We start from the raw sequence: 20,382 nt of genomic DNA on the forward strand, positions 1-20,382 counted from the left end.
TCGTCTCCTCTCTCTTCTTTTTGTCCTCACAGTTGCGGCCCCGAAGGGGCCGACAGAGGAAGGCATCTTCGACCTACGCAAGCGAAGTGGGGGCGCGGCAGCGCCCCAAGTGGCAGGCACCGGCGAAGCAGTAAGCAGCATGGGCGGCCGGACGGCCGCTACAGTCCGAAGCCTCTACGGCGGAGCGGCCCCGAAGGGGGCCGACAGGAGCAAGCCCAAGGGGGGCGCTGCCGCGCCCCACAGGACGTAAGGCTCCATTCTGTGCACTCCTCCGCCGTCGCCAAGGAGGCAGCGCAAGCCTGTGACCAGGCGCTACGCCGCCGCCGACTGGAGTACAGGCCAGCCAGAGAGACCCTGAAACCGTGGCACGATCTTGGCCGGTATGACATGGCGGTCTGGCAAAGACCCCTCAGGGGGTCATCCCCCACCCCCTTGGCCGTTGCCCTGGTCAGCGTGAGCCCTGCCCTTCCCTTCGCCGTTGGCAGGCTCGCCCATGCCGGACAGCAGGCGAACGGCTGCGCGCTTCGCTGCAAGGTCGACAGGCCGCACGGCTCACGAGGGACGAGAGCGAAGCGGCAGGCCCGCAGGCAGGCGCACAGCCGCTCGACAGGGCAGGCAGTCAGGGCAGAGGCAAGCCGGAGACGGGGCGCACCAGCGCCCCATCGAGCACGAGCACCAGGGCCACGACCATCCCGCGAGAGACCGTCTCGTAAACCTTCGTTTTCGGGACGGACGGACCGGGATCGGGGCGTATCCGTTTCACCCACACTCGCTTGTCTCGTAACCCGTCCCGAAACATCACCCTCACCACTGGCTTTCGGGACACGTTTGTGAGACGGTCTCGTCATGACCACGAACACCCCGGCCGCACAGGTCGAACGTCACGCCTGCCCGAAGTGCGACGCCCCCGCCGGTAGCCCCTGCCGTACGACCACGGGCAAGGTGGCAGCGAACTACCACACGGGCCGCTTCGCCCTGGTGCCCGCGCTCAAGGCGGAACTGACCGTGAAGACTCCGACCGACAGGAACCCGGGGAAGGCATGGACAGAGGGCGCTCCTGTCACACAGGTGCCCGACGCGATTCCGGGCGCAGCGATCCGACTGGGCTACGCCCGTTGCTCAACGGTTGGGCAGGAACTTCAGTCCCAGTTGGACATGCTGGCCCGTGCCGACTGCACCCGCGTGTTCTCGGAGAAGATCAGTACCCGCGTGAAGGAGCGGCCGGAGCTTGAGAAGGCGCTCACGCTGGCACGGGAGATCAAGGCAGCCGCACCGAATCAGCCGGTCATCCTGACCGTGGTCGAGATGAAGCGTCTTGCCCGCAGCGCGTCAGAGCTGATGACGTTGTCTTCCACCCTTCAGGCGGACGGCATCCAACTGGAACTCCTGTCTGGTCCCCTTCAGGGCGTGTACGACCCGAACGGGGCAGGCGCCATCGTGTTCGCCGTGCTCGCCGTCAGTGCAGAGGTGGAGCGGGAAGGCATCCGGGAGAAGACGTTGGAAGGGCTGGAAGCTGCAGCCCGCAAGGGCAACGTCGGTGGGCGTCCGTCCGTCGTGGACGATGACAAGCTCGCCGTAGCGCGTGCCCGGCACGCCAAGGGAGACAGCGTCACAGCCATCGCCAAGGCCCTGGGAATCGGCCGTGCCACGTTGTACCGGCACCTGGGAGAGAGCGCCTGAGACAGGCGCACAGACGTTCACGCAGGCCCCCGGCATCAGTCGGGGGCCTCTGTCATGCACCGTCACACACGGGCCTGCCGGGCAGGACAGGGCAGGTCGGGAGCGGCACGATTCGGCGAGCACGTCACCAGGGCGACGGAGTGGAAGACAGTGCCCTTCAGGTAGTGGCCGAGGGATACGTCTCCTCCCCACGTCAACCGCTCAACTGCGGCCTTCACCAGGAGAACCAGCCTGGTCACTTCCCGATCCTCCTCAGAGGCGAACCGGGGCGCGAACTCTGCGAGCTGGAGGCCCAGCCACTCGCCAGCCTCCTTGGGTTCCTCCCACGTCCCTCGGATCACCGAGGGCGGTTTCATCAGCCAGTGCGCCGTCTGGATCGGAGGCAGGTCGGTAGTCGGGAACACGGCCACGGCTTCTCGGTACCGGTCGTGCACCTCTTGCTCACTGGTCGCCGCCGGGGCCTGGCCGGGCGGTCTGCGGATGCTCTCCCTGTCGAACGTCTTCTTCTCCCCCACCCATGCGTAACCGTGGCTGTGCACCGCTGCTCCGTTCCGAGAGATGACGACGGCCCCGCCCGTCGGCGTGAGGGCAGGGCCGTCAGTTCAGGTGGTGCCGTGGATCAGGCGGACAGGTCGAAGCGCGCGGGGTCGATGCCCGCCGCGCTCAGCTCGGCCGTAGTGAAGCGGAGCGGCTGAGCGTCCGGCCGCTTGCTGTCACCCATGGCCCACGCGTCCGGCCCGATCTTCGCGAGGGTTACGCACGCCTCGCCGTCCGGGTGGGTACTGCCGCCGCACGCCTTCGAGAACTCGGCTCCCTCGATCGGGAGCCCGTACAGGTCGGTCATCGTTGTGCCCTTCCTGATCTGCTTCACGGCCGAGCGAGCGCCGGCCGCGCCCCGCCCTCGATGGAGCGGAAGTCTTGGGTGGGTGCTTCGGTTTCCTTGGGTCCGAAGCGGTTGCCCTCACCGCCCAGGCGGCACCCCAGCCAAGGGGCGGACCGGGCCGGAACCTGGGCACGTCAGCCCAGACGAGACACGTCATGTCTCTGCTCAACGGCTTGTCGATCGGGGGACTACCTGTCTCCCGCAGGGAGGGCGGCGGTGACAGGATTCTGTGATCGACTCAAGGAGCCGAGGGCACCCGCAGCGCCTCTGCGATCTGCTCGACCGCGTCAGCGCGGATCATCCCGAGATGGACGTACGCCTGCCCGGTGTGCGTCACCACGGGTCGGACGCTGCTCCACGCGGACTCGGGAACCCCGAGCGCAGCGAGTGCCGCACGTATGGACTCCGTCGCGTCCGTCGCCTGAGCCCTGGCATCTCTCCACGTCTGCATGTCCATCAGTGGCCGGTCCCGTGCATCCGAAGCAGGATGTTGCAGTCAGCGACCGTTGTGCTGTCGTGCTCCATCCCAGCCGCCTTCCGGAGCTGGCCGAGCCGCGCGCACTCGGGGCAGCCGGGTACTGGACGGGGCGCAGGGCGCTCCTCCCGGAGCGGCAGCTCCACCGGCACTTCCTGCCATCGCGTGGGTTCTGTCCTCGTCACCGTCGCGCCCTCCCTGTCGCTTCCGAGGTCGATGAACAGACCGTAGGGAGCGGGGTCGCAAGGGGTCCACGCTGTTGCACGCGGTTGCACGGATTCACCCGAGGGCGGCGAGAGCCTTCGTGATCAGGGCGCGGGCTTCGGTTCCGCGCACTGCGGATCGGGACAGCTCGGAGAAGGCTCGGAGGTACGTACGGATCTCGCCGGGCGTGGTCAGGTTGATCTCTGCGGTGAGAGTCTCCACCGCCACCTGTTGATCGTCGAAGGCGTAGAAGGCTTCGAGCGGCCAGACGGTACGGCGGGCCCGTGCGGGGATGATGCCGAGGGATACGTTCGGCTGTCCCATCACCGAGAGCACGTGTTCAAGCTGGGCCGCCATCGCGGCATCGTCGCTCACCCGGTAGTAGAGAACCGTCTCTTCGAGCACCAGCGCGAACCGATGATCCCCCTCCCGGATCACGCGGGACCGTTGGGCCCGAGCCCGCACGGCGTCAGCCACATCATCCGGTGTTCCCTGAAAGGCTGTGATGGACCGTAGAAGTCCTGTCGCGTAGCCGGAGGTCTGGAGCATCCCCGGCATGACGTTCGAGGCGTACACGCGAAAGGAGCGGGTCCGCTGGTACAGCGGGACCGTCTGCTCATGGACTCGGCGCATCCCGTCACGGTGGATCTGCCGCCACTCGACGTACATCGACTCTGCGTTGCGGGACGCAGCGATCAGATCGGCCGCGTGATCGTCGGCCCCGCAGGCAGCGCACCAGGCACGGATGTCAGCGTCCGAGGGCGGCGTCTTGCCCCGCGCGATCCGGGATGACTTCGACTTGTGCCAGCCGCACAGAGCGGCCAGCTCATGCCCTGTCAGGCCAGCGTCTTGCATGAGGCCCTGCAAGCGGGCAGCCACAGCGGCTCGTGCCGCTTGGGCGCTGGAGAGTGGAGAGGAAGGCATGAGCTGACCGGTCAGGAATCAGACGGCGTACTTCTCGTGCGGGATGGCTCGCTCCCACACCGCTTCGAACGCCGATGCGCACAGCTCAACCGCGGCAGGGTCTTCTGTCTGGTCAGTGTGGACCCACCGGCCGACGCCGTCGAAGACGTTGAACTGGACAAGGCGGCCGTCGAACAACCAGAAGTCGTTGCCCGGCAGGGCAAGGCCCGAAGCGCTGCGACGGGGCAGCCAACGGATCTGCTCCCCGGCAGCCACGTTCGTGAAGGTGCCCGAGTGCTCGAACGCGATGTAATCGCTGACTGGCTCCGAGACGATGCGGGCACGTCGGATGACCACACCCTTGGCCGTGACCTCCTGAACGAGGTCGAGCCAGGGACGCCACCACGAACCCCGGTCCTGAGGGTCGAGCCGGCACCCTTGCTTCCACGCGGCGAAGCCTTCGATCTCGTTCTCAACGCCGTACGTGTCGCGCATCTCAAGATGCACGGCTGACTCCTGCACTGACCTGATGAGGTCAGAGAAGTCAGTCAGACTCTGCGACACGGAGCGCCTCCCTGAGAAGCGGGATCATCCGCTTCGGAACCCTGATCACCGACTCGTGCCCGGGGATCGGCACATCCCGCGAGCTTTCGCCCGTGGTCCGCTCGTCTGCCGTCCACCCCTGGATCACAAGATCCTTCGACTCCTGGTCCACCCACACAGCGGGTGATCCGTGATCTCCGGACTCGGGATCTTTACCGACGAACCGCAAGGCCATGGTGTCCCTCCCTGTCGAGCGCGTTGCGCCTGGTTGCACGACCTTCACTCTGTCGGAACCTGCGGGTCAAGAGGGCGTGTTCACCCCGATCCGACCCGATGCTGTCCATCGGCGCCACGCAGAAGGCGCCCGGACCCTTACGGCCCGGACGCCTCTCGTCAACTACACCCACTCGACCGCCGAGACGATGCCCGGATCTTGCCGAGGAGCAGGGAGCGGCGTACGCCGCACAGGGCGGGAAGCCTGCTCACGCTCCTTCGTCCCGAGCCCTCGAAGGATCTCGGTACGCTCCGCCTCGCTCATGCCAGCGAGCGTCTCAGCCATCCTCTGGACGGCATCGCCGCTGGTCACGGCTACTTCTTGACCTCAAGCGGGAGCAGCTTCTTACCGGTCGGTCCTACTTGTGGCCATGTGTCGAACTGCGGGCAGACGCCGCAGTCGAAGCAGGGGGTCCAGCGGCAGTCCTCGACCTCGGTCTCGTCGAGGGCGTCCTGCCAGTCCTCCCACAGCCAGTCCTTGTCGAGGCCGGAGTCGAGGTGGTCCCAGGGCAGGACCTCCTCGTAGGTGCGCTCGCGGGTGGTGTACCAGGCGACGTCCACGCCGTACGCGGGCAGCGTCTTCTCGGCGGCCGCCATCCAGCGGTCGTAGGAGAAGTGCTCGCGCCAGCCGTCGAAGCGGCCGCCGGACTCGTACACCGCGCGGATGACGTCGCCGATGCGGCGGTCGCCGCGCGACAGCAGGCCCTCGACGATGCCCGGCTTGCCGTCGTGGTAGCGGAAGCCGATGGAGCGGCCGTACTTCTTGTCGCCGCGGATCTTGTCGCGGAGCTTGCCGAGACGGGCGTCCGTCTCCTCGGCGGACAGCTGCGGCGCCCACTGGAAGGGGGTGTGCGGCTTGGGGACGAACCCGCCGATGGACACCGTGCAGCGGATGTCGTTCTGGCCGGAGACCTCGCGGCCCTTGGCGATGACGTTGACCGCCATGTCGCCGATCTGGAGGACGTCCTCGTCGGTCTCGGTCGGCAGCCCGCACATGAAGTACAGCTTCACCTGGCGCCAGCCGTTGCCGTACGCGGTGGCGACGGTCCGGATCAGGTCCTCTTCGGAGACCATCTTGTTGATGACCTTGCGCATGCGCTCGGAGCCGCCCTCGGGGGCGAAGGTCAGGCCGGAGCGGCGGCCGTTGCGGGTCAGCTCGTTGGCCAGGTCCACGTTGAAGGCGTCCACGCGGGTCGACGGGAGGGACAGGCCCACCTTGTCGTCCGAGTAGCGGTCCGCGAGGCCCTTGGCGATGTCGGCGATCTCGGTGTGGTCCGCCGAGGAGAGGGAGAGGAGGCCGACCTCTTCGAAGCCGGTGGCCTTGAGGCCCTTCTCCACCATGTCGCCGATGCCGGTGATGCTTCGCTCCCGCACGGGGCGCGTGATCATGCCGGCCTGGCAGAAACGGCAGCCGCGGGTGCAGCCGCGGAAGATCTCCACGGACATCCGCTCGTGGACGGTCTCGGCGAGCGGGACCAGGGGCTGCTTGGGGTACGGCCACTCGTCGAGGTCCATGACGGTGTGCTTGGACACGCGCCACGGTACGCCGGAGCGGTTCGGGACGACGCGGCCGATGCGGCCGTCCGGCAGGTACTCCACGTCGTAGAAGCCCGGCACGTAGACGCCGCCGGTCTTCGCCAGGCGCAGCAGGATTTCTTCGCGCCCGCCGGGGCGGCCTTCGGCCTTCCAGGCGCGGATGATCTCGGTCATGTCGAGGACGGCCTGCTCGCCGTCGCCGATGACCGCGCAGTCGATGAACTCCGCGATCGGCTCGGGGTTGAAGGCCGCGTGGCCGCCCGCGAGGACGATCGGGTGGTCGACGGTGCGGTTCCTGGCCTCCAGCGGGATGCCCGCGAGGTCCAGGGCCGTCAGCATGTTGGTGTAGCCCAGCTCCGTGGAGAAGGACAGGCCGAACACGTCGAAGGCGGACACGGGGCGGTGGCTGTCCACGGTGAACTGCGGCACCTTGTGCTCGCGCATCAGTTCCTCGAGGTCGGGCCACACGCTGTAGGTGCGCTCCGCGAGGACTCCCTGCCGCTCGTTCAGCACCTCGTACAGGATCATGACGCCCTGGTTGGGGAGCCCGACCTCGTACGCGTCCGGGTACATGAGCGCCCAGCGGACGTCGCACTCGTCCCACTCCTTGACCGTGGAGTTGAGTTCACCGCCGACGTACTGGATGGGCTTCTGCACATGCGGAAGCAGGGCCTCAAGCTGAGGGAAGACCGATTCGGTCATCACGCGACTTTCGTGAAGCGGGCAGGGGGCAGCTCTCAAGCGTACCCCGAGGCTCGGCGGCCCCCCGCCCGCGGTGATCTACGTGAGGCCGGCCCGCAGCCGGGGGGCCGTGGCGTCGGCCCAGACGCCGGGGAGCTGTTCCTCGTCGAGCCGGGCGCGGGTCTCCTCGCGGGCGTAGAGCACGCCCCAGGTGAAGGCGGACTCGCCCGCGGCGGCCGCCTGGACGGCGAGGCCGCGCAGTGCTTCGCGGGCCACCACGCCGTCCTGGTGGTCGCCGAGCAGGGTCTGTACCGACTTCACGGCCTTGGCCAGGTGCTTGGCCGGCTTCCCGAGGGCGGGTGTCGCCGCTTCGGCGGCGTACCGCGCGCGTTTGGCGGCCTTGCGGGCTTCGTGCAGGGCGAGGTCGCGTGCGCCGCCCGGCTCCAGCTCCAGGGCTGCGGCGATCCGCTCGGCGAGGCGGTCGAAGTCGTGCAGCACGGCCTGGGGCAGGACGGACCGGGCGGGCCGGGCGGCGTGCTTGCGCAGCGGCGGCGCGGCGAGCAGGGCGTCGAGGGAGTCCAGGAGGGCGAGGTGGCGCCCGCTGTCCAGGGCCGCCACGGTACGGCGCCGGGAGTCGGACCTCCGGCTGTTGTTCCAGACCCGCAGCCGGCCGCGGACGGGGCCGATGACCAGGGTGCGGGGCAGTTCGCCGAGGGCGGTGCGGATCCGTTCGAGGAGCACCTCCTGGTCCCGGTCGATGCCGAGTTCGGCGGCAAGCCAGCGCAGTTCCTCGCCGATCGGGTCGGTGACGGCGCGGTCGAGCACCTTGCGGTAGGTCTTGAAGGCGCTGCGCAGCCGGCGGGTGGCGACGCGCATCTGGTGGACGGAGTCCGGCAGGTCCCTTCGGACGGCGGGGTCCTGGGCGATCAGGGCGGCGCGCTGCTCGGCGAGGTACGCCAGGACGTAGGCGCCGGCCGTGCCGTCCTCGGGGGCTGCGTCGGCGGTCGGCGGCGGGGGCGCCGCCCCGGTCTCGTCGAGGGCCCTGGCGAGTTTCGAGGGGGCGTCACTGACGCGCAGGCCGGCTTTGCGGAAAGTCTTCTCGATGGAGTCGAGCAGTGCGGGGTCCACTCCGTCGGCGAGTTCCACCTCGACCTCGGTCCAGGAGGCGGCGGTCCCGCCGCGCTCGGCTCGGACCGCGTCGATGCTGAGTTCGGCGAGCAGGGCGCCGTCGGCGTCGAGGAGGTGGCTGAGGCGGCGCGAGGAGACGAGGCGGACCTGCGGTTCCAGTGCGCCGTCGCGGACGCGGGAGCGGACCAGGGACGCGAGGGCGCGGGGCAGGGTGTCGGCGAGGGGCGCGCTGACCTCGTCCCGGACACCCGGGGAGACGGGCAGCTTCAGGTGCCAGCCCTCGTCCTTGCCGCCGGTCCGGCGGCGCAGGGTCAGGCCGTCGGCGGCGAGTCTGAGGTCGGGGGTGTCGTAGTAGACGGCGTCGAGGTCGACGGTGCCCTGGTCGGAGACGGCCGCGACCGCGGCCGTTCCCGTCAGGTCCGGGACCTCGCGGCGGGCCTTGCCGGCCCGCTTCCCGTCGGCTGGTGTGAACTCGAATTTCCGCTCTGTCTCGCGTTTCGTGTCCGCCATGGATCGAATTTAGTCCTGAACGGATCACAACGAGAGGGTGAACGGCGAATCAGGCCGACAAGGGCCGCTGCACCTTGATCGATTGGAGCAGTCCGATGGCCACCCACACGGCGAACATCGAGGACCCTCCGTACGAGACGAACGGCAGCGGGAGTCCGGCCACCGGCATGATGCCGAGGGTCATGCCGATGTTCTCGAAGGACTGGAACGCGAACCAGGCGATGATCCCGGCGCACACGATCGTCCCGTAGAGCTCGGTGGTGTCCCGGGCGATCATGCAGGCCCGCCACAGGATGATGCCCAGCAGCACCAGGATCAGCCCGGCGCCGACGAAGCCCAGCTCCTCCCCCGCGACCGTGAACACGAAGTCGGTCTGCTGTTCCGGAACGAACTGGCCGGTGGTCTGCGAGCCCTTGAAGAGCCCGGAGCCGGTCAGCCCGCCGGAGCCGATCGCGATGCGCGCCTGGTTGGTGTTGTAGCCGACGCCGGCCGGGTCGAGCGAGGGGTTGGCGAAGGCCGCGAAGCGGTTGATCTGGTACTCGTCCAGGACGCCGAGCTGCCAGATCAGGACGGCTCCGGCCGCGCCCGAGCCGATCAGGCCCACGACCCAGCGGTTGGAGGAGCCGGAGGCCAGCAGCACGCCGAGCACGATGACGACCATGACCATCACCGAGCCGAGGTCGGGCATCAGCATGACGATGCCCATCGGGGCGGCGGCCAGGCACAGGGCCTTGACGACGGTGCGGTGGTCGGGATGGCTGAGGTCGCCGGCATCCACCCGGGCGGCCAGCAGCATCGCCATGCCCAGGATGATCGTGATCTTCACGAACTCGGAGGGCTGCAGGGAGAACCCGCCGCCGATCACGATCCACGCGTGGGCGCCGTTGATCGTGGCGCCCAGCGGGGTGAGCACCGCGATGATCAGCAGCAGCGACAGCCCGTACAGGACCGGCACGGCGCCGCGCAGCGTGCGGTGCCCCAGCCAGACCGTGCCGATCATCAGCACGAGGCCGATACCGGTGTTCAGGGCGTGCCGGAAGAGGAAGTAGTACGGGTCCCCCTGGTTCAGCGTCGTCCGGTTCCGGGTCGCCGACCAGACGAGGAGGCAGCCGATGCCGGACAGTGCGAGCGCCGAGAAGAGTATGGGCCAGTCGAGCCGGCGCACCATCGAGTCGCGGGCGGTCAGCCTGGCGAGCGCGCCCTGCCGGGGCGCGTAGCGGGATACGGAGAACTTGTTCGCGGTCTGCATGTCCTTCAGTCCTGCCGTGCGGCGGGCGGGGCGGGCGGCCCGGCGAGGGCGGGCGGTTCCAGCTCCTCGGGGGACGGCGGCACGTACGGCCTGATCTCGGGCGCTTCGATGGTGCCGTCGGGCAGGATCCTGGGCAGTTTCGCCTCCGGCTTGGGGATCAGGGCCTTCTTCAGGTCCTGCTTGCCGGCCATGTCGAGGCCGTAGATGGCGTTGTAGACGTTGCGCACGGCCGGACCGGAGGCGCCGGAACCGGTACCGCCCTGGGAGATCGTCATGACGATCGTGAAGTCGTCCGTGTACGTGGCGAACCACGAGGTCGTCTGCTTGCCGTAGACCTCGGCGGTGCCGGTCTTCGCGTGCATGGGGATCTGCTTCTGCGGCCAGCCGCCGAAGCGCCAGGCGGCGGTGCCGCGGGTGGCGACGCCCTCCAGGGCGGCGCTCATCTTCCGGCGGGTGGCCTCGGTCATCGGGAGCCGGCCGTGGGACTGCGGCTTGATCTCCTCGACCCGCTTGCCGTCGGCGCTGACGACGGCCTTGCCGATGGTCGGGTTCCACATGGTGCCGCCGTTGGAGATCGCGGCGTAGATGGTGGCCATCTGGATCGGGGTGACCAGGGTGTCGCCCTGCCCGATGGAGTAGTTGACCGCGTCACCGGCGCGCATCAGGTTGCCTTCGAGGCAGTTCTCGTAGGACAGCAGCTCGACGTAGGTGCCGCCCTTCTTGCCGATCTTGCACCACATGTCCTTGTTGGCTTCCCAGAACCGCTGCTTCCAGCGGCGGTCCGGAACCCGGCCCGTCTCCTCGCCCGGCAGGTCCACACGGGTCTCGGCGCCGAGGCCGAACTGGTGGGCCGTCTTGTAGAAGATCTCGGCGGGGTCCTTCTTCGGTTTGAGCCCGCCGTCCTTGAGCCACTGCTGATGGCCGAGGGCGTAGAAAACGGTGTCGCAGGAGACTTCCAGGGCCCGGCCGAGGGTGATCGAACCGTGGCCCTGGGACTCGAAGTTCTTGAAGACCTGGCCGCCGATGGAGTACGAGCTGGGGCACGGGTACTCGCCGTCGAACTCGTAGCCCGCATTGACCGCGGCCGCCGTCGGGATGACCTTGAAGATGGAGCCGGGGGCGGCCTGGCCCTGGATGGCCCGGTTCATCAGCGGGACGTTGGACGACTTGGCGGTGAGCTTGGCGTAGTCCTTGGCGGAGATGCCGCCGACCCACACGTTGGGGTCGAAGCTCGGGTTGGAGGCCATCGCGACGACGCGGCCCGTCCGGGACTCCAGGACCACGATGGCGCCCGCGTCCGCCTTGTAGTTGACGCCGGTGTTGCGGTCGTTCTGCTTGCGCGCCTCGATCATGGCTGCGTTCAGCTCGTACTCGGCGACCGCCTGGACGCGGGCGTCGAGGCTGGTCACCAGGTGGGCGCCGGGGATGGTCGGGTCGTTCATGGCCTCGCCCATGACCCGGCCGAGGTTGTCGACCTCGTAGCGGGTGACGCCCGACTTGCCGCGGAGCTCCTTGTCGTAGGTGCGCTCCAGGCCGAAGCGGCCGACCTGGTCGGAGCGCAGGAACGGCGAGTTGGTGTCCTTCGCCTTGATGATCTCCTCGTCGGTGACCGGGGAGAGGTAGCCGAGGACCTGGCCGGTGTTGGCCCCGCCGGGCGCCGGGTAGCGGCGTACGGCGGTGGGCTCGGCGGTGATCCCGGGGAAGTCCTCGGGGCGCTCGCGGATCTGCAGGGCCTGCTGGGTGGTCGCTTCGAGGGTGACCGGGATGGGCTGGTACGGGGAGCCGTTCCAGCAGGGCTGCGGGGTCTTGGAGTCGCAGAGCCGCACCTTGGCCATGGTGTCCTGCGGCTTCATGTCGAGGACGCCAGCGAGGCGGCTGAGGACGCCCCTGCCCTTGTCCTTCATCTTCATCAGCTCGGTGCGGCTGGCGGAGACGACCAGGCGGGTCTCGTTGTCCGCCAGCGGCACCCCGCGGGCGTCGAGGATCGAGCCGCGCACGGCGGGCTGGACGACCTGCTGCACGTGGTTGCTCTTCGCCTCGTCGTAGTACTCCTGGCCGTTGCGGATCTGGAGGTACCACAGCCGCCCGGCGAGGGTGAGCAGCATCGAGAAGACGAGGACCTGGATCATGACGAGCCTGATGCGCACCCGGGAGGTGCGGCCGGTTTCCGCAGTGTTGGTCACCGCTGCTCCCTCGTCACAGTTTCTTGACGCTCTTCACGCTCTTCACGACCTTGACGCCCTTTATGCGGCCGGCCCGGTTGGCCCGGCCCCGCGCGGTCTTCATCCGCAGGCCGCCGCGCTGGCTGCCGATGCGCAGGCCCGTGCCGCCGGCCAGCCAGCCGGAGGAGACGTCGGTGCCCTGCACCGGTCCGCCGCCCGCCTCGACGGCCATCGGGTCGTTCTCGGCCCGGCGGGCCAGCGCCATGATGAACGGCACGGTGAACGGCGCCAGCAGCAGGTCGTAGAGGGTGGCGGTGAACAGCAGCCCGGTCAGGCCCACGTGCCGGGCGGCGGTGTCCCCGACGAGGGCCCCCACGCCCGCGTACAGCAGGGTGGAGGCGATGGCGGCGCCGACGACGGCCAGCATCGGGCCCCAGGCGGAGCGGAACCGTCCGTTGTCCGGGCGGACCAGGCCGACGAGGTACCCGATGAGGCAGAGCACGAGCGCGTACCGCCCGGCGGCGTGGTCGGCGGGCGGGGCCAGGTCGGTGAGCAGGCCCGCGGCGAAGCCGATGAGGGCGCCGCTGACGTGCCCGTACACCAGCGCGAGGGCCACGACGGTGAGCAGGACCAGGTCGGGCACGGCCCCGGGCAGCTGGAGCCGCCCCAGGACGGTGACCTGGACGACGAGGGCGACCACGATCAGTGTGGCCGACAGCAGGATCCGGTTGAAGCGCATGGGCGGTCAGCTCCTACTCGTCGGCCGGCTTGGCGGGCACGCCGGCGGTTCCGGACGGGGTGACCGTCACGGTGACCGTCGGGGTGGGCTTGGGGGCTTCGGGCTTGGGGGGCAGGACGGCGTCGCGCGGGTCCTCGCGCGGCGGCATCACCACGACGCCGACGATGTCCAGCCGCGAGAACCCGACGAACGGACGCACCCAGACGGTGCGGGTCAGGTCCCCGCGGGAGGGGTCGACCTTGACCACCTCGCCGATCGGCACGCCCGGTACGAAGGGCTTGTTGCCGCGCGAGCCGAAGGTGACGAGCCGGTCGCCGGGGCTGACCTTGGCCTTGCCGTTGAGCATCTGGACCGACAGGGCGCGGTCGCCCTGCCCGGTGGCGAAGCCGAGCTCGCCGGTCTTCTCCAGGCGGGTGCCGACGGTGAAGTCGGGGTCGTTGGCGAGGACGACGGTGGCGGTGTCGGGGCCGACGGTGCTGACCCGTCCGACGAGGCCGTCCCCGTTGAGGACGGTCATGTCGCGCTCGATGCCGTCCTTGCTGCCGGCGTCGATGGTGACCGTCCAGGAGAAGCCCTGGGCCGCTCCTATCGCGATGACCTCGGCGCCCTTGATGCCGTACTGCCCGGCGCCCGCCCGCTTGAGCATCTCGTCGAGCTCGCGGATGCGGCTGCGGGTCTGGTCGTCGCTGCCCAGCTTGGCCTTCAGGGCCGCGTTCTCCCGCTCCAGCGTGGCGATCCGGTTGTGCCGCTCGCCGGAGTCCCGTACCGCCCCTATGGCGTTGGCGACGGGGTCGACGGCGGTCGACACGCCCTTCTCGACGGGGCCGAAGACCGCTGCGGCGGCCTGCCGGGCACCGTCGACCGGCGACTCCTCGCCCGCCCTGATGTCCACCGTGATCAATGCGAACGCGATGGCGATCAGAAGCACCAGGAGCAGCCGGCTTTCTCGTGTGTCCCTCACGTGCGGCGGCCGTGCCTTCCTCGTAGTGACTCGTGCGGCAGAGCCGCCCCGGTGGAACGTCAGACTGCGGATCCACCGGACAGTTGCCTGTATATCAACGATCCGCCGCACGGGCCCGGTAGCACCCGTACGGCGGATCCTTGTGTTCCGCTTGGCCCCCCGGAAGGAGGGGGTGTGTCAGCGACGGGGCTGGGCGTCCAGGACCTGCTGGAGCGCCTCGAACTCCTCCACGCACTTGCCGGAGCCGAGCGCGACCGAGTCGAGCGGGTCCTCGGCGATGTGGATCGGCATGCCGGTCTCCCGGCGCAGCCGCTCGTCGAGGCCGCGCAGCAGGGCTCCGCCGCCGGTCAGGACGATGCCGCGGTCCATGATGTCGCCGGACAGCTCCGGCGGGCACTTGTCGAGGGTGGTCTTGACCGCGTCCACGATGGCGTTGACCGGCTCCTCGATGGCCTTGCGCACCTCCGCGGCCGAGATGACCACGGTCTTGGGCAGGCCGGAGACCAGGTCGCGGCCCCGGATCTCGGTGTGCTCGTCCTTGTCGAGGTCGTACGCCGACCCGATGGTGATCTTGATCTGCTCGGCGGTCCGCTCACCGAGGAGGAGCGAGTACTCCTTCTTGATGTGCTGGATGATCGCGTTGTCGAGCTCGTCGCCGGCCACCCGGATGGACTGTGCCGTGACGATTCCGCCGAGGGAGATGACGGCGACCTCGGTGGTGCCGCCGCCGATGTCCACGACCATGTTGCCGGTGGCTTCGTGGACGGGCAGGCCGGAGCCGATGGCGGCGGCCATGGGCTCCTCGATGATGTGCACCTGGCGGGCGCCGGCCTGCGTGGACGCCTCGATGACCGCGCGGCGCTCCACTCCCGTGATGCCGGAGGGCACGCAGACCACGACGCGCGGACGGGCCAGGTAGCGGCGCTTGTGGATCTTGAGGATGAAGTACCGGAGCATACGCTCGGTGATCTCGAAGTCGGCGATCACGCCGTCCTTGAGGGGCCGTACGGCGACGATGTTCCCGGGCGTGCGCCCGATCATCTTCTTCGCCTCCGAGCCGACCGCCAGGATGCCACCGGTGTTCGTGTTGATGGCGACCACGGACGGCTCGTTCAGGACGATCCCCCGGCCCCTCACGTACACCAGCGTGTTGGCGGTCCCGAGGTCGATCGCCATGTCACGGCCGATGAACGACATGTTGTTCCCCTTGTTCCCCATGAGGAGCGTCTGGCCTTCCAGTTGATAGCGGCTGCTGTCAGGTCGGCGAGGTGGGTGTGTGGGTGGAGGCCCCATCGTAGTGCCGGTGGTCCGGACACCGCGCGACGGGACTCCGGCAATCCCGCCGGAACGGATACCCGCCCCCCTAGTGGTGACGTCGTGTCCTGCTCATGCGTTCCCGGTGGGGCCCCGTCATACCGAAGGGCGACCGAAATTACTTCGGTCGCCCCAGGTCATGAGCGCTGTTTGGCTGATGTCACGTCAGGAAGGAGTGATCACAGCGACGGGAAGAACAGCTTCAGCTCACGCTCGGCGGACTCCTCGGAATCCGAGGCGTGGATCAGGTTCTCCCGGGTGATGGTGCCGAAGTCGCCCCGGATGGAGCCGGGCGCGGCGGCGATCGGGTCGGTGGGTCCGGCCAGCTGGCGGACACCCTCGATCACGCGTTCCCCTTCGACCACCAGGGCCACGACGGGACCGCTGGACATGAAGCCCATCAGCGGCTCGTAGAAGGGCTTGCCCTGGTGCTCGCCGTAGTGCGCCTCCAGGGTTTCCTGGTCCAGCGTGCGCAGCTCCAGCGCGGGCACGGTCCAGCCTGCCTTCCGCTCGATGCGGCCGATGATCTCGCCGATCAGGCCGCGACGGACGGCGTCGGGCTTGAGCAGGACGAGCGTGCGCTGGGTCATGGTGCGGCTCCTTGCGGCATACGGGTGCGGTAGGACGAATCTACGCGACGCGCGGACGCCGCCGCGCCGGGCCTCCCCGCCGCCTCCGGGGCGGGCGGAACCCGCCGCAAGGTCCGTGCATCCGGCCCGTGCGACCGGTCCGCGCGACCGGCCGTGCGATCCGCCCGTGCGACCGGCCCGCGCAGACGCTACGCGGCCGGGGCGGTCTCCTCCTGCGCCGCGGCCCAGTCGGCCCGGATCTTGTCCGTCTTGCGGCCGAAGTGCACCGCGCACCACCACAGGCCCGCGAAGACCACGCCCAGGAAGAACATCGTCGGCAGGACGAAACCGCTCAGGACCAGCCCGATCTGCAGGGCCCAGCCCAGCTCGACCGCCCCGCGCCGCTTGAGCATCCCGCACAGCAGCACCGACAGCAGCATCCCGGCCCCGCACACCGCCCAGACCTGCGCCTGGGACAGGTCCGGGTCCTTCATGGCCACCAGCCCCGCGAAACCGATCAGCAGGAACTCGCCGATCAGCGTGCTCGCACACAGCGTGCGCATCCTCAGCCCCTCTTCAGCAGCAGGCGGGCCTCGCCCACCGTGATCACGGACCCGGTCACCAGGACCCCGGCCCCTCCGTATTCGGCTTCTTCCTCCGCCAGGGTGATGGCCGCCTCCAGCGCATCGTCCAGCCGCGGCTCCACCTGCACCCGGTCCGGGCCGAAGACCTCGACCGCCACGGCCGCGAGCTCGTCCGCGGTCATCGCCCGGTGGCTGGAGTTCTCCGTCACCACGACCTCGGCGAAGATCGGCTCGAAGGCCTCGAACACGCCGCGGACGTCCTTGCCCTCGCTCGCGCCCACGACCCCGATCAGCCGGCTGAAGCCGAAGGACTCGGTGACCGCCGCCGCGGCGGCCGCCGCGCCCGCCGGATTGTGCGCCGCGTCCAGCACCACCGTCGGGCTGCGCCGCACGACCTCCAGGCGGCCCGGCGAGGACACCGAGGCGAAGGCCTTGCGCACGGTGTCCGCGTCCAGGACCCGCGCACCCTCCTGGCCGATGCCGAAGAAGGCCTCGACGGCGGCCAGCGCCACCGCCGCGTTGTTCGCCATGTGCGCGCCGTACAGCGGCAGGAAGACGCCCTCGTACGCGCCGCCCATGCCGCGCAGCGTCAGCATCTGGCCGCCGACCGCCACCTCGCGGGAGACGACGCCGAACTCCATGCCCTCGCGGGCCACCGTCGCGTCGACCTCGACGGCCCTCTTCAGCAGGACCTGCGCCGCGTCCACCGGCTGCTGCGCCAGGATCACGGTGGCGCCCTGCTTGATGACGCCGCCCTTCTCCTCGGCGATCGCGCCGGGCGTGGTGCCGAGCCGGTCGGTGTGGTCCAGGCTGATCGGGGTGATCACCGCGACCGCGCCGTCGATGACGTTCGTCGCGTCCCAGGTGCCGCCCATCCCGACCTCGACCACGGCCGCGTCGACCGGGGCGTCCGCGAAGGCGGCGTAGGCCATGCCGGTGAGGACCTCGAAGAAGGAGAGCCGGTACTCCTCGGCGGCGTCGACCATCTCCACGTACGGCTTGACGTCGTGGTAGGTCTCCACGAAGCGCTCCGCGGAGATCGGCGCCCCGTCCAGGCTGATCCGCTCGGTGACGGACTGCACGTGCGGGCTGGTGTAGCGGCCGGTGCGCAGCTCGAAGGCGTTCAGCAGGGCCTCGATCATGCGGGCCGTGCTGGTCTTGCCGTTGGTGCCCGTGACATGGATCGAGGGGTACGCGCGCTGCGGCTCGCCCAGGACGTCCATCAGTGCGGCGATGCGCGACACGGAGGGGTCCAGCTTGGTCTCGCCCCAGCGGGTGGCGAGCTCCTGCTCCACCTCCAGCAGGGCCTTCGCCACTTCGGGGTCGGCGGGCCGGGCGGGCGCCTGATCCGCCTCGGGCGGTCCGGCATGGGCGCGCAGGGTGCGGCTGCCGGCCTCGATCACCGCCAGGTCGGGGTCGCGGTCGGACTCTTCCGCCACGATCTGGTCGAACTCGTCGAACTTGTCGGGTCCGGCGAATCCGTCGAAGTCGCGGTCGTCGCTCTCGGGCTGCTGCTCACTCACAGGGCCAGTCTACGGACGGGGACCCGCGGGACTTTCGGCCCGGCCGTTTCGGGACCTTCGGCGGCGGGGGCGACCAGATCGTTATGCAAGCCTTGCGGACAGGAGATAGGGGACCAAATGCCGCAGGCCAGCACCAACAAGACAGCTTCCAGCCGCGACATAGGAATGGACCTGGGCACCGCCAACACCCTGGTCTACGCACGGGGGCACGGGATCGTCCTCGATGAGCCGTCCGTGGTGGCGGTCAAGGCGGGCACGACCACCGCGCTGGCCGTGGGGGCGGAGGCCAAGGAGACCATCGGCCGCACCCCGGGGTCCATCACCGCCATCCGCCCGCTGAAGGACGGCGTGATCTGCGACCACGAGGCCGCCGAGGAGATGATCCGGCACTTCGTGCGCAAGGCGGTCCCCGGCCGCCGGCCCCGCACCCGCATGGTCGTCTGCGTCCCCTCGGGCGTGACCCCGGTCGAGCGGCGGGCCATCGTCCAGGCCGCCACCCGGGCCGGCGCCAGGGCGGTGCACCTGATCGAGGAGCCGATGGCGGCCGCCATCGGCGCCGGGCTGCCGGTCGCCGAGCCCCGCGGCTCCATGGTCGTGGACATCGGCGGCGGCACCTCGGAGGTCGCCGTGCTCTCCCTGGGCGGCATCGTCACCTCCCGCTCGCTGCGGGTCGGCGGGGACCGGATGGACGCGGCGGTCATGGACTGGGTGCGCAGGGAGCACGCCCTGCTGATCGGCGAGCGCACCGCCGAGGACGTCAAGACCCACATCGGCTCCGCCTGGCCGGTGCCGGACCGCCCGGAACTGGAGACCCGTACGCACACCGTCCGGGGCCGGGAGAAGGTCGGCGGCATGCCCAAGACCCTGGAACTGAGCCCCCAGGACGTGCGCGCGGCCCTGGACGAGCCGGTGGAGGCGATCATCGCGGCCGTGCGCGCCACCCTGGAGGAGTGCCCGCCGGAGCTGTCCGGCGACGTGATGGAGCACGGCATCGTCCTGACCGGCGGCGGCGCCCTGCTCCCGGGTCTCGACCTGCGGATGGCCTCCGCCACGGGCATCCCGGTGTTCGTCGCGGACAATCCGCTGGAATGCGTTGCCCTGGGCTCCGGCCGGTGCGTTGAGGACCTGGACCGCCTGAACGGCCTGCTGGCCCCGGCCACGGCCTGACCCCCGGTCAGCGCAGCGGGAGGGTCGCCACCACCTCGTACGCGTCCTGCGTGCGCCGCGCCGTCAGGGTGCCGCCCAGGCTGCGCACGCGCTCGGACATGCTCGCCGTGCCGCTCCCCGCCGAGACGGGGGCCCGGCCCGGGACCCGCGCGGGCAGCGGATTGCTGACCGCGATCCGCAGGTGGGGGCCGTCCGCGGCGATGGTCACGTCGACGGTCTCCCCGCCCGCGTGCTTGGCCGCGTTGGTGAGGCACTCCTGCACCACCCGGTAGACGGCCGCCTGCCGCAGTGGCGACAGCGCGTGCGCGTCCGCGTCCATCGCCAGCCGGACGGGGGACCCGGCCTGCCCGCTCTGCCGCGCGAGCGCCGCCAGCCCGTCCACCCCCGGGGTGGAGGTCCGCTCCCCGCGCTGCACGATGATCTCGTTGAGCACCAGGTGCGCCCGCCGCGCCGTGTCGGCCAGCTCCTCGAAGTCCTTCGCGTACGAGGTGGTCCGGGCCCGTACCGACAGCACCTCGGAGCGCACCGTCAGCAGGGTCAGCTCCCTGCCCACGAAATCGTGGACGTCCCGGGCGACGGAGGTGCGCTCCTGCTGGACGGCCTGCAGCACCGCGGACTCGGCCCGCCGTGCGGTGAGCTCCCCCACCAGGTCGTGCCGGTAGGCGGCGATGCCGACGGCCGTGGCGAGCACCCCGATGGGCACGACCAGGCTGAGGAAGCCGCTGAGCGTCTCGGCCCGGGACTCCGGCCAGCCCGGCACCCCGCAGAACAGCACCAGTGCGAACCCCACGAAGCCGACGGTGGCCACGATCCCGGCCCGTCGGCCCCGGTAGCGGCCGACGGAGTACAGCGCGAACTGGATCAGCGTCAGCTCGTGCAGCCATCCGATGAACAGCAGCGCGGCGACGTACGAGAGCCACGGCATCCGGCGGCGCACCAGCAGCGTGGCGCAGCCCGCGGCGAGCACCGCGGCCGCGAGGGGACCGCTCAGCGAGTTGTCGGCGGCGGCCAGCCCCGGCAGGTCCAGGGCCATCAGCCCGAGGCAGCCGAGGGCGGTCAGCACGTCCAGCGCCCTCGGTGAACCGCCCCAGCCCTCGGCGAGCCGGCGGCAGGAGGCCGCGGCCCGGTGGAGTGCCGAGGCGGGGGGCTTGACGTGCATGCCCTCCATCATCCGTGGTCGGTGCCGGCGATCGGATCAGCCGAGCGGGTCTGGGGAGTGACAACACCCACTCCGTCCGGCCCGGCCCGCGGGACCGTCGACCCTGCGTGCCCGTGACCTTCCGCTCTGCCGTGGCCGG

17 protein-coding genes are annotated in these 20,382 nt (G+C 70.0%); 2 read left to right on the forward strand and 15 right to left on the reverse strand.

Annotated elements, in window-relative coordinates; translation table 11 throughout:
• Positions 1–846 precede the first annotated feature (846 nt).
• Positions 847–1,680, forward strand: a complete 834-nt coding sequence (locus ACLJTM_RS22515) for a recombinase family protein (RefSeq protein ID WP_411105482.1) — start codon at positions 847–849, stop codon at positions 1,678–1,680.
• Between the two features lie 62 nt (positions 1,681–1,742).
• On the opposite strand, the gene ACLJTM_RS22520 is transcribed toward ACLJTM_RS22515, so the two are convergent.
• The 14 genes from ACLJTM_RS22520 to folC form a co-directional block, all read right to left on the reverse strand.
• The gene (locus ACLJTM_RS22520; RefSeq protein WP_411105483.1) at positions 1,743–2,219 is read right to left on the reverse strand and encodes a hypothetical protein; all 477 of its coding nucleotides are present in this window, start codon (positions 2,217–2,219) and stop codon (positions 1,743–1,745) included.
• An 80-nt stretch (positions 2,220–2,299) separates the two neighbouring features.
• The gene (locus tag ACLJTM_RS22525) at positions 2,300–2,524 is read right to left on the reverse strand and encodes a DUF397 domain-containing protein (RefSeq protein WP_073773495.1); all 225 of its coding nucleotides are present in this window, start codon (positions 2,522–2,524) and stop codon (positions 2,300–2,302) included.
• 793 nt (positions 2,525–3,317) lie between these two features.
• Complete coding sequence (locus tag ACLJTM_RS22530; RefSeq protein WP_411105484.1) at positions 3,318–4,166, reverse strand: helix-turn-helix domain-containing protein; 849 nt, start codon at positions 4,164–4,166, stop codon at positions 3,318–3,320.
• Between the two features lie 18 nt (positions 4,167–4,184).
• Positions 4,185–4,709, reverse strand: a complete 525-nt coding sequence (locus ACLJTM_RS22535; RefSeq protein ID WP_411105485.1) for a DUF6879 family protein — start codon at positions 4,707–4,709, stop codon at positions 4,185–4,187.
• A gap of 567 nt (positions 4,710–5,276) precedes the next feature.
• Positions 5,277–7,202 carry a TIGR03960 family B12-binding radical SAM protein gene (locus ACLJTM_RS22540; RefSeq protein ID WP_411105486.1) on the reverse strand — a complete coding sequence of 642 codons (1,926 nt, stop codon included), beginning with the start codon at positions 7,200–7,202 and terminating at the stop codon, positions 5,277–5,279.
• A gap of 75 nt (positions 7,203–7,277) precedes the next feature.
• Positions 7,278–8,816 (reverse strand): CHAD domain-containing protein, encoded by a 1,539-nt coding sequence (locus ACLJTM_RS22545; RefSeq protein WP_411105487.1) that lies wholly within the window; start codon positions 8,814–8,816, stop codon positions 7,278–7,280.
• Between the two features lie 49 nt (positions 8,817–8,865).
• Positions 8,866–10,065, reverse strand: coding sequence for a rod shape-determining protein RodA (rodA, locus tag ACLJTM_RS22550; RefSeq protein ID WP_411105488.1), 1,200 nt, complete (start codon positions 10,063–10,065; stop codon positions 8,866–8,868).
• 5 nt (positions 10,066–10,070) lie between these two features.
• On the reverse strand, positions 10,071–12,248 hold the full coding sequence (gene mrdA / locus ACLJTM_RS22555) for a penicillin-binding protein 2 (RefSeq protein WP_411105489.1): 2,178 nt from the start codon (positions 12,246–12,248) through the stop codon (positions 10,071–10,073).
• A gap of 13 nt (positions 12,249–12,261) precedes the next feature.
• Positions 12,262–12,966 carry a rod shape-determining protein MreD gene (gene mreD, locus ACLJTM_RS22560; RefSeq protein WP_411105490.1) on the reverse strand — a complete coding sequence of 235 codons (705 nt, stop codon included), beginning with the start codon at positions 12,964–12,966 and terminating at the stop codon, positions 12,262–12,264.
• 13 nt (positions 12,967–12,979) lie between these two features.
• On the reverse strand, positions 12,980–13,927 hold the full coding sequence (mreC, locus tag ACLJTM_RS22565) for a rod shape-determining protein MreC (protein ID WP_411105491.1): 948 nt from the start codon (positions 13,925–13,927) through the stop codon (positions 12,980–12,982).
• Positions 13,928–14,104: 177 nt separating this feature from the next.
• A complete protein-coding gene (locus ACLJTM_RS22570) occupies positions 14,105–15,124 on the reverse strand; it encodes a rod shape-determining protein (RefSeq protein WP_008738981.1) in 1,020 nt (339 codons plus the stop codon).
• Between the two features lie 296 nt (positions 15,125–15,420).
• Positions 15,421–15,831 carry a nucleoside-diphosphate kinase gene (ndk, locus tag ACLJTM_RS22575; protein ID WP_411105492.1) on the reverse strand — a complete coding sequence of 137 codons (411 nt, stop codon included), beginning with the start codon at positions 15,829–15,831 and terminating at the stop codon, positions 15,421–15,423.
• Between the two features lie 188 nt (positions 15,832–16,019).
• A complete protein-coding gene (locus tag ACLJTM_RS22580; protein WP_411105493.1) occupies positions 16,020–16,373 on the reverse strand; it encodes a DUF4233 domain-containing protein in 354 nt (117 codons plus the stop codon).
• Between the two features lie 2 nt (positions 16,374–16,375).
• Positions 16,376–17,917 carry a bifunctional tetrahydrofolate synthase/dihydrofolate synthase gene (folC, locus tag ACLJTM_RS22585; RefSeq protein WP_411105494.1) on the reverse strand — a complete coding sequence of 514 codons (1,542 nt, stop codon included), beginning with the start codon at positions 17,915–17,917 and terminating at the stop codon, positions 16,376–16,378.
• Positions 17,918–18,034: 117 nt separating this feature from the next.
• On the opposite strand from folC, the gene ACLJTM_RS22590 reads away from it, so the two are divergent.
• Positions 18,035–19,084 (forward strand): rod shape-determining protein, encoded by a 1,050-nt coding sequence (locus ACLJTM_RS22590; RefSeq protein WP_411105495.1) that lies wholly within the window; start codon positions 18,035–18,037, stop codon positions 19,082–19,084.
• Positions 19,085–19,091: 7 nt separating this feature from the next.
• Here ACLJTM_RS22590 and ACLJTM_RS22595 read toward each other — a convergent pair whose 3' ends face one another.
• Positions 19,092–20,243: a sensor histidine kinase gene (locus tag ACLJTM_RS22595; RefSeq protein WP_411105496.1), complete on the reverse strand. Its 1,152-nt coding sequence runs from the start codon at positions 20,241–20,243 to the stop codon at positions 19,092–19,094.
• Between the last annotated feature and the right edge of the window lie 139 nt (positions 20,244–20,382).

Origin of the sequence: Streptomyces sp. cmx-4-9 (genome assembly GCF_046548835.1) — a bacterium.
In the GTDB taxonomy this organism is placed as follows: Bacteria; Actinomycetota; Actinomycetes; order Streptomycetales; family Streptomycetaceae; genus Streptomyces.

What these genes read in the sequence shown, in the direction of transcription:
- ACLJTM_RS22570 (WP_008738981.1), bottom strand. Translation starts at nt 15,124, where the DNA reads ATGTCGTTCATCGGCCGTGACATGGCGATCGACCTCGGGACCGCCAAC.
- ACLJTM_RS22530 (WP_411105484.1), bottom strand. Translation starts at nt 4,166, where the DNA reads ATGCCTTCCTCTCCACTCTCCAGCGCCCAAGCGGCACGAGCCGCTGTG.
- ACLJTM_RS22515 (WP_411105482.1), top strand. Translation starts at nt 847, where the DNA reads ATGACCACGAACACCCCGGCCGCACAGGTCGAACGTCACGCCTGCCCG.
- mreD (WP_411105490.1), bottom strand. Translation starts at nt 12,966, where the DNA reads ATGCGCTTCAACCGGATCCTGCTGTCGGCCACACTGATCGTGGTCGCC.
- ACLJTM_RS22595 (WP_411105496.1), bottom strand. Translation starts at nt 20,243, where the DNA reads ATGCACGTCAAGCCCCCCGCCTCGGCACTCCACCGGGCCGCGGCCTCC.
- rodA (WP_411105488.1), bottom strand. Translation starts at nt 10,065, where the DNA reads ATGCAGACCGCGAACAAGTTCTCCGTATCCCGCTACGCGCCCCGGCAG.
- ndk (WP_411105492.1), bottom strand. Translation starts at nt 15,831, where the DNA reads ATGACCCAGCGCACGCTCGTCCTGCTCAAGCCCGACGCCGTCCGTCGC.
- ACLJTM_RS22590 (WP_411105495.1), top strand. Translation starts at nt 18,035, where the DNA reads ATGCCGCAGGCCAGCACCAACAAGACAGCTTCCAGCCGCGACATAGGA.
- ACLJTM_RS22525 (WP_073773495.1), bottom strand. Translation starts at nt 2,524, where the DNA reads ATGACCGACCTGTACGGGCTCCCGATCGAGGGAGCCGAGTTCTCGAAG.
- ACLJTM_RS22580 (WP_411105493.1), bottom strand. Translation starts at nt 16,373, where the DNA reads ATGCGCACGCTGTGTGCGAGCACGCTGATCGGCGAGTTCCTGCTGATC.
- ACLJTM_RS22545 (WP_411105487.1), bottom strand. Translation starts at nt 8,816, where the DNA reads ATGGCGGACACGAAACGCGAGACAGAGCGGAAATTCGAGTTCACACCA.